12 protein-coding genes are annotated in these 12,673 nt (G+C 39.4%); 7 read left to right on the plus strand and 5 right to left on the minus strand.

Annotated elements, in window-relative coordinates; genetic code table 11:
• The first annotated feature begins 43 nt into the window (after positions 1-43).
• The gene (locus GZ212_RS05705; protein ID WP_053971096.1) at positions 44-517 is read left to right on the plus strand and encodes an Lrp/AsnC ligand binding domain-containing protein; all 474 of its coding nucleotides are present in this window, start codon (positions 44-46) and stop codon (positions 515-517) included.
• A gap of 47 nt (positions 518-564) precedes the next feature.
• Here GZ212_RS05705 and GZ212_RS05710 read toward each other — a convergent pair whose 3' ends face one another.
• The 5 genes from GZ212_RS05710 to leuS all read right to left on the minus strand — a co-directional run bounded on the left by GZ212_RS05710 (position 565) and on the right by leuS (position 8,717).
• Complete coding sequence (locus GZ212_RS05710) at positions 565-1,269, minus strand: Bax inhibitor-1 family protein (protein WP_166958041.1); 705 nt, start codon at positions 1,267-1,269, stop codon at positions 565-567.
• Between the two features lie 87 nt (positions 1,270-1,356).
• Positions 1,357-2,052, minus strand: coding sequence for a zinc metallopeptidase (locus tag GZ212_RS05715; RefSeq protein WP_053971094.1), 696 nt, complete (start codon positions 2,050-2,052; stop codon positions 1,357-1,359).
• 79 nt (positions 2,053-2,131) lie between these two features.
• Positions 2,132-3,232, minus strand: a complete 1,101-nt coding sequence (ald, locus tag GZ212_RS05720) for an alanine dehydrogenase (protein ID WP_166958180.1) — start codon at positions 3,230-3,232, stop codon at positions 2,132-2,134.
• 246 nt (positions 3,233-3,478) lie between these two features.
• Entirely contained in the window at positions 3,479-5,782 is a 2,304-nt protein-coding gene (locus GZ212_RS05725) for a type IA DNA topoisomerase (protein ID WP_166958043.1), read from the minus strand.
• Between the two features lie 118 nt (positions 5,783-5,900).
• Entirely contained in the window at positions 5,901-8,717 is a 2,817-nt protein-coding gene (gene leuS, locus GZ212_RS05730; RefSeq protein WP_166958045.1) for a leucine--tRNA ligase, read from the minus strand.
• 126 nt (positions 8,718-8,843) lie between these two features.
• Here leuS and GZ212_RS05735 point away from each other — a divergent pair, with 126 nt between their 5' ends.
• From GZ212_RS05735 to GZ212_RS05760, 6 genes are all read left to right on the plus strand, one after another.
• On the plus strand, positions 8,844-9,722 hold the full coding sequence (locus GZ212_RS05735) for an ABC transporter permease (protein WP_166958047.1): 879 nt from the start codon (positions 8,844-8,846) through the stop codon (positions 9,720-9,722).
• Positions 9,723-9,730: 8 nt separating this feature from the next.
• Entirely contained in the window at positions 9,731-10,078 is a 348-nt protein-coding gene (locus tag GZ212_RS05740) for a hypothetical protein (RefSeq protein ID WP_166958049.1), read from the plus strand.
• Between the two features lie 2 nt (positions 10,079-10,080).
• A complete protein-coding gene (locus GZ212_RS05745; protein ID WP_166958051.1) occupies positions 10,081-10,335 on the plus strand; it encodes a DUF3098 domain-containing protein in 255 nt (84 codons plus the stop codon).
• A 40-nt stretch (positions 10,336-10,375) separates the two neighbouring features.
• Positions 10,376-11,170 (plus strand): undecaprenyl-diphosphate phosphatase, encoded by a 795-nt coding sequence (locus tag GZ212_RS05750; protein ID WP_166958053.1) that lies wholly within the window; start codon positions 10,376-10,378, stop codon positions 11,168-11,170.
• Positions 11,170-11,856 (plus strand): tRNA pseudouridine(55) synthase TruB, encoded by a 687-nt coding sequence (gene truB, locus GZ212_RS05755; protein ID WP_166958055.1) that lies wholly within the window; start codon positions 11,170-11,172, stop codon positions 11,854-11,856. The genes GZ212_RS05750 and truB overlap by 1 nt, the downstream gene beginning before the upstream one ends.
• 65 nt (positions 11,857-11,921) lie before the next feature.
• Positions 11,922-12,656: an energy transducer TonB gene (locus tag GZ212_RS05760; protein WP_240923762.1), complete on the plus strand. Its 735-nt coding sequence runs from the start codon at positions 11,922-11,924 to the stop codon at positions 12,654-12,656.
• Positions 12,657-12,673: the final 17 nt, after the last annotated feature.

Consider the following 12,673-nt stretch of genomic DNA (forward strand, 5'->3'; position numbering starts at 1 on the left):
TAAAACTCAATGCTTACATTTACATTCCTAAAATTATACTATAGTGAAAGTTACAAATCAAAACCATATTGAAATCGATGGAATAGATAAACAAATCCTGCGCGCCCTTATGGAAGACGCAAGAACCCCTATCCTGGAAATAGCTCGACAAGTGGGCATTTCTGGAGCTGCTATTCATCAAAGATTGAGAAAATTAGAGAAGTCTGGTTTGCTTTCAGGATCCAAATTTATTATCAACCCCAAAGTATTAGGTTACACCACCATGGCTTTTATTGGTGTTTATTTAGATAAGGCCATGAACAACCCTGAGGCGGTGAAACAATTAAAAAAAGTACCTGAAGTTATTGAATGTCATTACACCACAGGTAACTGGAGTATTTTTATCAAAATATTATGTAAGGACAATGAACATTTAATGCATTTGTTGAATAAAGAAATTCAATCCATCCCGGGAGTTTCCCGAACGGAAACCTTTATTTCACTGCAGCAGCAAATTGACCGTCAAATTCAAGTATAAAAAAAAGCCCTTTTTGAAAGGGCTTTTTTAATCTTATAGATTTCTTTTTAGTCTCTACTCATAAAGATCTGAAGTATATACCAAAATAACAACATTAAAGAAGCAAACAATCCCAAAGCAGCCGGAATATAATCATCCGTCGAGTATTTATTCACCAAGTTAGAGGTTTGATACAAGATACTCCCTCCTGCCAGTAAACACATCGCAACAGAGAACCATAAACCTAAGTCAAACCCAAAGATGGCTCCTGCGGCAATTAATCCTAGAGCAATAAAAAAACCAATGGTTAAACCGGTTCTTAAAAAGGAAAAGTCCTTTTTGGTCACAAAAACAACAGCAGACAGACCGGTGAACAATGATAAGGTGACAATAGCCGCTTGATTTAGCACCTTAGTCCCTTCTGGCAATAAATTGATTACAATATATAGGAGTGGAACAAAAATAAAAGCCTCAGCTAAAATATACAGACCATAAGCCAAGTACTGTTTATTTTTATCTTCACTTTTCATAGCCATATTTTCTGCATAATTGGTAATGAACATAAACCCACCCAACATCAATAACCAACGCCAACCTTGGGTCATAGATAGAGCGAAATCAACAATTGCATCACTTTGCAACAGTAAGTACTCAAAAAGAATAAAAACCAATACCCCTCCAGCCACATGGGCATAGGTCTTTTTGTAAAATGCTACCCTATCGACAGCTGACAAATCACTTAATAACAATTTGTTTTCCATTTGATTTTCCATAAATAAGATTTAGTTAATTGAGGAGGTAATTTAGCAAAAAAAAAGTCGGAAAGAAAAATCCGACTTTCAATTTTTATATGTGACTTTTTAATCCCGTCTTCCAAATACTTGGAATGCCCAATACAATAAAGAAGCTAAGGCACCTATTGCCGCCACCAAATAGGTTCTGGCAGCCCATTTTAAAGCATCTTCAGCTCCAGCATATTCCTCTTGTGACAACATATTCTTGTTCTTTAACCAAGCCAAAGCTCGGTTACTGGCATCATATTCTACAGGAAGAGTTATAAAACTAAATAAGGTTGCAAATCCCATAAATGCCAATCCGGCAACGGCTATCCAGTAACCCAAGCCCATTCCGGCTCCCGCACCTAACACCAATCCACCAATGACCAACCATTGAGACATTCCAGAAGTAACACTTACAATAGGTACCAATGCAGAACGCATTCCTAATGCACTATATGCTTGTGCATGCTGAACCGCATGTCCACATTCGTGGGCAGCAACGGCAGCGGCCGCAGCATTCCTTTGTGAGTAAACCGATTCACTCAAGTTGACTGTCTTATTTTTTGGGTTGTAATGATCTGTTAATTGACCTGGTGTAGAAATAACTTGCACATCACGAATGCCATTATCCGCTAACATCTTTTCAGCAATCTCGCGTCCGCTCATTCCATTCCGAAGATGTACTTGCGAATATTTATGGAATTTTTGCTTCAGTTGATTACTCACCAACCAACTGACGAGCGCAATCGCTCCTAATAATATATAATAGCCTAACATACTCTCAATTTTTAAATATTAAAATTAGAGCAATTACAGCAAATAATGCGCCAAATTCTTGTTAAGAAATTTTGTCAGATTAAGCTGTCTTGGACTCCCATCCAAAGGCCTCAGCAATTTCATTGTAAACAACCTTTCCATGCACCACGTTCAAACCTTTTTGCAAGGACTCATCGGCTTCACAGGCCTTTACCCATCCCATATTTGCCAATTTTAAAATATAAGGCAGAGTGACATGGGTGAGTGCCAAGGTAGAAGTATAGGGAACCGCTCCGGGCATGTTAGCCACACAATAATGTACAATATCATCAATAATATAGGTCGGGTTTTCGTGGGTTGTGGGCTTAGTTGTTTCCATACAACCTCCTTGATCTACTGCCACATCCACTAATACGGTCCCAGGACGCATCAGTTTCAGCATCTCCCTAGTGATTAATTTAGGAGCTTTAGCGCCTTTTATCAAAACCCCACCAATAATCAAATCATGGGTTTGAATGTGTTTTTTAATATTGAATTTACTGGAATATTCAGTAACCACATGGGGAGGCATAATATCATTAATATATCTGAGACGTTTCATATTCACATCCATAATGGTCACATGAGCCCCTAGACCAGCCGCCATTTTTGCTGCTTGAACACCCACAACACCTGCTCCTAAAATGAGAACCTTCCCCGGTGTCACCCCAGGCACACCTCCTAACAAAACGCCTCGTCCTTTAATGGGCTTTTCCAAATATTTGGCCCCTTGCTGAATAGCCATTCTACCAGCCACTTCAGACATGGGTGTCAATAAAGGCAACGTACCCTCCTCATCCTCTACCGTTTCATAGGCAATACATACGGCATTGCTTTTTAACATGGCTAAGGTTAGGGCTTCACTGGAAGCAAAATGAAAATAAGTAAACACAATTTGTTTTGGTTTCACCAAAGAATATTCGGAAGCAATGGGCTCTTTAACCTTCACAATCATATCAGCAATATCATAGACCTCCTCGATACTTTGCAGAATTTCTGCTCCTACTTCCTGATAATCCTCATCAAAAAATCCACTACCTTCTCCTGCAGTGGACTGAATATAAACCGAATGACCGCTATTGATTAATTCGAAAACCCCAGCGGGAGTCATCCCTACACGATTTTCATTGTTTTTGATCTCCTTTGGAACACCTATTTTCATGATTTCAAGATTTTTATATTCCAAAATTGGGTTTTTTATTTCATACCCCCAAACAAAAAAGGAGTCAGATTTCCTTTTTAACAATTTTACTAAAATGACCCCTATAAATTATAGGGTATTTTGTTTTTAGAGCTAAAATTAATGATTTTTTTGTTCCTCATACGAGTTAGGGATGACACCGTTTGAACTTGAAAGATTCCTGCCTTCGCAGGAATGACAAGTGGGTTAAGAATGATAAAAATAGGTTTATTTGTGCGAAGTTAAAATCTGATACACCAAAGCCTTGGTTGGTTTTTGATCCCCAATGGCTTTCCTAACGACATCAAAATCCACCTTAAAATCACAGCCCGATTTATAGGCACTACAACCATAGGCTGTTTTACCTTTTATGACAGTTCCTTTTTGGCACTTTGGGCACGCCAAAACATTTGTATCTGTTGAAGCCTTCTTTTTGACCGCTCCTTTCTTAGGTTCCAATTTCAACTTAAAGTTTTCATCAAACCGCAGTAAGCCTTCCACAATTCCGCCGTCTGCCTTAAAACCTTTTAAATTGACCGTAGACCCCTTTTGAAGCAATCGAATCCACTGCTTTTCGGATATCTTCTTGCCCATAAAACTAAAGGCCAACACAAAATCGCAACCAGACTTATAGCCACTACAGCCATAAGCGGTTTTCCCTTTCAGTAATTTGGCCTTTTGACATTTAGGGCAGTCCTCATTTAGAATTCCTGCTGCCTTTACTTTTTCAGCTTTGACCGCTCTATTTTTAACTACCATGGCTTGCGAAATATTAGCACGGGTGGTTTCACTACGTACCTCATACACCAAAGCATCTACCATGCGCTTCATGTTTTTTATAAAAGCAGCGGCACTATACTCCCCTTTTTCAATGTCCTTTAATTGCTTTTCCCAAGAACCTGTCAACTCGGCCGATTTCAACAAATCATTCTGAATAGTATCAATCAACTGAATACCGGTCACCGTGGGCAATACCTGTTTTTTATTTCGCTTGATATATTTTCTCTTGAATAGGGTCTCAATAATATTGGCGCGGGTAGATGGCCTTCCAATACCATTTTCTTTCATGAGATCCCGTAGCTCTTCATTATCTACTTGTTTGCCTGCAGTTTCCATGGCACGCAATAGGGAAGCTTCGGTGAATTGTCTTGGGGGTTTGGTTTCCTTTTCTAAAAACGAAGGCTCATGAGTCCCTTTTTCACCCTTTTCAAAAGCTGGTAAAATATCTGGTTCCCTTTCCTTGGCATCCGGATTTTCAAACACCACACGCCAGCCTTTTTTTAAGATTTCCTTACCCGTAGCCTTAAACAAAATTTTAGCAGCATTTCCTGTAACTGTGGTATTGGAAACCGTACAATCTTCATAAAACACAGCAATAAAACGTCGGGTAATGATGTCGTAAACTTGCTGTTGGTTATATGGCAAACTGGCCTCCATACCCGTGGGAATTATAGCATGGTGATCGGTTACCTTTTTATCGTTGAATACCTTTGTGGACTTTTTGATTTTCTTTCCCAGCAAGGGTTGCGTCAATGCTGAGTACTGCGTTAGTTTATTTAGAATGCCTTCCACTTTGGGATAGATATCACTTGGTAAAAAAGTTGTATCTACCCTAGGGTAAGTCACAACCTTTCGTTCATATAAGGTTTGAACAATTTTTAATGTTTCATCGGCTGAAAAACCAAATTTGGTATTGCAGTACACTTGCAAGCCAGTCAAATCAAAGAGCTTGGGCGCATATTCTTTGCCTTTTTTCTTAGAGACATCCTCAATTTCAAACTCACTTTCTTTAACTTGGTTTGCCAAAGCCTCTCCATCTTCCTTTTTTAAGAACCGGCCTTCCTCATAACTAAAAAGGGTATCGCGGTAGAGGGTCTGCAACTCCCAATATGGCTGTGGCTTAAAATTTTCAATCTCCTTAAAACGATTAACCACCATGGCCAGGGTTGGAGTTTGCACCCGACCTATAGACAGCACTTGTTTATATCCCCCATGTTTTAGGGTGTATAATCTGGTGGCATTCATTCCCAATAACCAATCGCCAATAGCCCTAGAAAAACCTGCATAGTAAAGGTTGTCGTAATGGGCAGCAGGTTTGAGATTATCAAAACCTTCTTTTATGGCCTCGGTAGTTAAAGACGAAATCCACAAGCGTTTTACCTCACCTTGATAATTAGCTTCATTCATCACCCAACGCTGTATCAATTCTCCCTCTTGGCCAGCATCCCCGCAGTTGATAATCACCTCAGCTTTCTGAAATAATGACTTGACAATTTTAAACTGTTTTTGAATGCCCGAATTGGCTACCACCTTGGTTTCAAACTTTTCGGGTAACATGGGTAAATTATTCAAATCCCAACTTTTCCAATGGGGTTTGTAATCATTGGGTTCTTTGAGGGTACAAAGGTGACCAAACGTATAGGTCACTGCATACCCATTGCCTTCAAAATAGCCATCACGCTTGGTATTAGCCCCCAATACAGAGGCTATTTCACGTGCGACACTTGGTTTCTCGGCAATACAAACTTTCATGAAAATGATTTACAAAGTGGGATGCAAAATAGGACTTTTAAAGAGTTTTCAAAAGATAGAACTCAAAAAATAAGGGCCATTAACATAACCCTTATTTCTTATGATATGTTTAAGGATTTCATCCTACAATATTGACAATTTTACCAGGAACTACAATCACCTTTTTAGGGGTACGACCTTGTAACTGCTCTTGGGTTTTATCATATTCCAATACCGCCTTTTCTATGTCTTCCTTGCTCATATCCATAGGAAGCTCCATAGTGAAACGCATTTTCCCATTAAAGGAAATGGGATAATTCTTGCTGCTTTCCACCAAATGGGATTCGTCAAATTGAGGAAATGCTATCGTAGAGATACTGCCTTCATGACCCAATTGGCTCCACAATTCTTCGGTGATATGAGGTGCGTATGGCGAAATCAATACCAACAAAGACTCCAATATCGCTCTACTAGTACATTTTTGAGCTGTCAACTCATTTACAGCAATCATAAAGGTCGAAACCGAAGTATTAAAAGAGAAATTTTCGATATCTTCTTCTACCTTTTTAATGGTTTTATGCAAGGTCTTTAAACTGTCTTTGGACGGTTCAGCATCTGTGACTTTGATGCCATTGTCGTCTACATACAACTTCCAAAGTTTCTTCAAGAATCCATGAACCCCTGTAATACCAGCGGTATTCCAAGGCTTGTATTGTTCTAAAGGCCCCAAGAACATTTCGTACAATCTTAAACTGTCTGCCCCGTATTCTGTACAGATATTGTCTGGATTGACGACATTGTATTTGGACTTGGACATTTTTTCGACTTCGCGACCGACTTTAAAAGTTCCGTCTTCCGCGGTTATAAATTGAGCATCTTTAAATTCTGGACGCCAATTCCTAAAGGCATCAACATCCAACTCATCCGAAGCATTTACGAATGAAACATCAGCATGAATAGGTTGAACCGTTTGATCTTGAACCAAATCTTTAGAAACAAATTTATTTTCTCCTTCTATCCGATAAACAAACGCACTCGTCCCCAAAATCATACCTTGGTTAATGAGTTTTTTGGCAAACTCATCTACTTGCACATAACCACGGTCTTTTAAAAACTTGGTCCAGAAACGGGCATACAATAAATGGCCTGTAGCATGCTCGCTACCTCCAATATATAAATCCACATTCTGCCAATAGTCCAAAGCTTCTTTGCTAGCAAAAGCCTCATCATTATGCGCATCCATATACCTAAAGAAATACCACGAACTTCCAGCCCAACCCGGCATGGTGTTCAATTCCAATGGAAATATAGTTTTGTTATCGATCATCTCATTGCTAACCACCTCAGCAGTTTCGGTATTCCAAGCCCAAACGTCGGCACGACCTAATGGCGGCTCCCCTTCTTCGGTTGGCAAATACTTTTCTACTTCCGGTAATGTGATAGGCAAATGTTTAGCTTCAATCATTTGAGGCATTCCGTTCACATAATACACAGGGAAAGGTTCTCCCCAATAACGCTGACGGCTAAATACCGCATCACGCAAACGGTAATTGGTTTTTCCTTCCCCCTGACCTAGTTTTTCAAGTTCCTCAATGGCTTTTTTGGTAGCTTGCTTGTAGTTTAATCCGTTAAGGAAATCACTATTCCCAATAACGGTGTTTTCTTTATCAGCAAAGGCTTCTTCAGAAATATCAACCCCTTCAAAAATATTAGGAATCGTGATATTAAAATGCTTCGCAAAATCGTAATCACGTTGATCCCCACATGGAACTGCCATGACAGCCCCAGTTCCATAACTGGCCAACACGTAGTCACCAATCCAAATCGGCACCGGTTCTTTTGTGAACGGATGTTCGGCATAGGCACCTGTAAACACCCCTGAAATAGTTTTTACATCCGCCATACGCTCACGTTCGCTGCGTTTGGCTGTTTTTTCTATATAAGCTTCTACCTCCGCTTGTTGTTCCGGCGTGGTAATTTTAGATACTAATTCATGCTCTGGGGCCAAGGTCATAAAACTCACCCCAAAAATAGTATCAGGACGTGTGGTGAATACTTCAATCGTAACCTCATGATCCTTGACATTGAAAACCACTGAAGCCCCTACCGATTTCCCGATCCAATTACGCTGACTTTCTTTAAGAGAATCGGTCCAATCGATGGTTTCCAATCCTTGAAGCAAACGTTCTGCATAAGCCGAAATACGCATGCTCCATTGTGTCATTTTCTTTCTAACCACAGGATGACCACCTCTTTCAGAAACTCCGTTGACTATTTCATCATTCGCCAACACGGTTCCCAAAGCCGGACACCAGTTAACTTCGGTTTCCGCTAAGTAAGTCAATCTATATTTTAATAAGATTTCTTGTTGCTTTTCTGAAGACCAGCTGTTCCAATCTTCAGCAGAAAAACTAGGCGTATCCTCATCGCAAACAGCATCTACCTTGGCATTACCGGCACGTTCAAACTCTTTGATTAATTCTGAAATGTCTTCAGCTTTGTTATCGATGTTGCAGTAATACGAATTGAACAACTGAATGAAAATCCACTGCGTCCACTTGTAATAGTCTGGATTGCTGGTACGCACTTCGCGTGACCAATCAAATGAAAATCCAATTTGATCCAACTGACGTCGATAGGTGGCAATGTTTTCCTCGGTAGTCACCGCAGGGTGTTGCCCAGTCTGTATGGCATATTGCTCTGCCGGCAAACCAAAACTATCATACCCTTGAGGGTGTAAGACATTAAAGCCCTTATGTCGTTTATAACGCGCATAAATATCAGAAGCGATATATCCTAGCGGATGCCCCACATGCAATCCCGCTCCAGAAGGATAAGGAAACATGTCTAAGACATAATACTTAGGTTTATCACTATGGTTTTCGGCTTTAAAAGTTTGGTTCTCGGCCCAGTATGCCTGCCATTTGGCTTCGATGTCGTTGAAATTGTATTTCATCGTTGAGTTTCTGCTTTTTAAAAGCGCAAATTTACGGTTAATATAACAATGTTGAAAGTTTAAACGTTGTAAAGGTTAGGTTAAGAGATTTCTTTATATTTTTACAGAGTTAACCCTACATATTCTATGAGTTCATCGTTTGAAAGGTATCAAAAACGCCGATTGATTTCTTCTTATTTTTCTGTAGTACTAAGCATCGCCCTTGTGTTGTTTCTATTGGGTCTTTTGGGTCTTTTGGTTTTGAATGCCAAAAAAGTTTCAGACCATTTTAAAGAACAAGTGGTATTGACCATCTACTTGAAAGACACAGCCAAAGAGGTTGAAGTGAAGCAAATGGAGAAAAGTCTTGCCATGGCAGATTATGTAAAATCCATAGAATATGTTTCCAAAGAGCAGGCTGCCGAATCTATGAAAGCCGAAAATGGGGAAGATTTTATGGAATTCCTTGGTTTTAATCCGCTTTTAAACTCGATTGATGTACACATCAAAGCCGATTATGTGACCGAAGAACAACTGAAACTCATAGCCGATGAAACCACTTCAAAAAGCTTTGTAGATGAAGTGCGTTATGACAATGATCTGGTTACTCTTATGAACAACAACGTCAAGAAAATAAGCTTTTGGATTTTAGTAATCAGCGGTCTATTTACCGTGATTGCCGTGTTATTGATTAACAGCTCCATCAGACTTTCGGTATATTCCAAACGGTTTACTATCAAAACCATGCAAATGGTGGGAGCCACGAAAAAATTCATTAGACGTCCGTTTGTTTGGAAGAGTGTACGTTTAGGTATTATTGGAGCCGTTGTCGCACTTATTGGAATGGCTGTGGTATTATATTACATTGACAAAACGTTCCCCGAATTGGAATTTTTGAAAAACCAAATACTGATTGCTTCGTTATTTTTAGGTGTTTTTGCCATGGGGATTGTCATCACGTGGATCAGTACCTTTATTGCCACACAACGATTCTTGAATTTAAAAACAGATCAGTTGTATTACTAATTTGAGTTATGAAAAAAATATTCTACATCTTTCTTTTATTGTTTGCGGTGTTTATTTTTTTCATTGCCAAATCAAACATTATCTCAGATCCAAAACCTGAGGAATGTGCCAGTCAAACGGTACAGATTGTTGAAATTTATGAAGGTTCCTCACATGATATTGTCTTTAAGGATGGCAGTGGGGATTTATACTACATTAACCGCGGCTTGGAAAGAGGCCTAAATTTAGATAGCCTTAACAAGCAAATTTTAAATAAATCCGTTACTTTGCAACTGCCAAAGCTGTTTTGGGGCACTTCTGAACATATTGCCCAAATACAGCTAGGAGACCAGATTATTTTTACCGAATTCAATTGATTATGGGAGAGAAAAAACGTAGAGAAGAAGCCAAAGGGCAATTCCTTTTTGGGAAAAAGAACTACAAATTCATGCTTATTGGTTTAGCCTTTATTGCCGTTGGTTTTATTTTAATGTCTGGTGGTGGAAGCGACGATCCCAATGTCTTCAATCCTGATATTTTTAGTTTTAGACGCATTCGATTGGCCCCTACTCTTGTATTGATTGGGTTTGCCATTGAAGTTTATGCCATCTTGGTCAATCCAGACAAAGACTAACTGGCTCCTCATTACTTAAACTCCAACCATACCAATTTTCATGGATATCATTGATTCAATCATTTTAGGTATTATACAAGGGCTTACCGAGTTTTTACCTGTATCTTCCAGCGGCCATTTGGAACTGGGGAAAGCCATTCTAGGGGATAATTCTGTGCCTAAGGAAAGTCTGTTGTTTACCGTTGTATTACACTTTGCAACAGCATTGAGCACCTTGGTAATTTTCAGAAAAGACATTTACAACATTATCAAAGGAATTTTAAAATTCCAATGGAATGACGATTTACAATTTGCGGTTAAAATCGGTATTTCCATGATTCCAGCAGTCATTATAGGCTTGTTGTTCGAAGAAGAATTGGAAAATTTGTTCAGCGGAAACATTCTTTTGGTAGGCTTGATGCTATTGGTTACAGCAGCCCTTTTATTCTTGGCAGATCGTGCCAAAGACACACAAAAACCAGTAAGCTTTGCCAATGCCTTTGTGATTGGAATATCACAAGCTATTGCTATGTTGCCCGGTATTTCCAGATCTGGAGCGACCATTTCTACATCTGTATTGCTAGGAAACGACAAAACCAAAGCCGCTAGATTTTCTTTCTTAATGGTGGTCCCATTAATATTAGGGAAAATTGCTAAAGATATTTTAGGGGGCGAATTAACTTATGAGGCTACCAACTTTATGCCTTTGACCATAGGTTTTATTGCTGCCTTTGTATCTGGGTTATTTGCTTGCACCTGGATGATATCTTTGGTAAGAAAAAGCAAACTCACCTATTTTGCAGTCTATTGTGCCATCGTTGGTTTAATTGCCATCATTTATTCATTCACAAGCTAATGATAACGGGAGAAGATTTTAAAAACGGACAGGTGCTGCTCATTGACAAGCCTTTAGATTGGACTTCCTTTCAAGTAGTGAATAAGCTTCGTTGGGCAATTAGAAAAAAACACAACCTTAAAAAAATAAAAGTCGGTCACGCAGGAACCCTAGATCCTTTGGCTACTGGGTTATTGGTCATCTGCACAGGAAAAAAAACCAAGGAAATACAAACCTTCCAAGGTCAGGAAAAAGAATACATCGGAACCATCGTATTGGGAAGCACGACACCTTCTTATGATTTGGAAACCGAAATTGATCAAACCTTTCCTACCGAGCATATTTCCGAAACCTTGATTCACGAAACCACCAAACAGTTTATTGGTGACATCCAGCAATTTCCACCTGTATTTTCTGCCATTAAAAAGGAAGGGAAGCGCCTTTACGAATTTGCAAGAGAAGGTAAAGAAGTAGAAATCCAATCCAGAACCATTAACATATCAGAATTTGAAATAACCCAAATAAATGGATTGCAAGTAGATTTTAGGGTGGTTTGCAGTAAAGGGACTTACATCCGCTCTTTGGCCCATGATTTTGGAAAAGCATTGAATTCTGGCGGGCATCTTTCAGCTCTTAGACGTACTAGAATTGGCGATTTCTCCATTGAGAATAGCCAGTCCATTGATAGCTTTTTGGACAACTTATGAACTAAAAACGTGAATTTTACGTATATTTCGTGAAAACTAACGGCATCCAACCCAAATTGTGACGTTTGAATTTATCTGATAAACATAAGGCCATTCTCATAACAGCACTCATTTCTGGTACTGTTTTGCTCACCGTTTTCAATATGCATTTAAAAAGGCAAAAAGAGGTGCTTGCAGAAAGTTACTACGAAATGGAGCCTCAAGAAATGCTTGAAGAGCTTAAAAAACTGGAAGAATTGGAAGCCGAGGCAGAAGACAATGCTGCCAATAGCACCAATAAGGCTATAAACGAAACCAGCACTTACAAACGATTCGCTCAAGCATATCAACCCATTGAGCCACCTCAAGACTACGAATTAAAAAACACCGAAACCACAGAAGTATCAGAAGAGCCTTTGGAAGATTCCAGTGCTGACAGCGATGCAGGTATCGATGAGGAGACCATGAGTTCTTTCAATGAGGTTAATGCCCTATTAAAAAAACAACGCAGTAGTGCGGCTCCGGGAGAACAATCGGTTAACAAAAATACAACCATCAGATACTCCCTTAAGGACCGAACTCATGAATACCTTCCCATTCCTATTTACTTATGTGAAGATGGCGGAAAAGTGGTCATTAATATCACAGTTAATGAACAGGGCATGGTCACCAAGGCTAACGTGAACGGATCCACAACTTCCTCAAACGAGTGTTTGGAAGAAAGTGCTTTGGAATATGCCAAAAAGGCCAGATTTAATCCCGATCGGGCTAAAAAAACCCAATTAGGAACCATTACATTTTTATTTAAATCCAAACATTAGCTTCCGTTTCTTTCTTA

Source organism: Mangrovimonas sp. CR14 (genome assembly GCF_011764015.1).
Lineage (GTDB): Bacteria > Bacteroidota > Bacteroidia > Flavobacteriales > Flavobacteriaceae > Mangrovimonas > Mangrovimonas futianensis.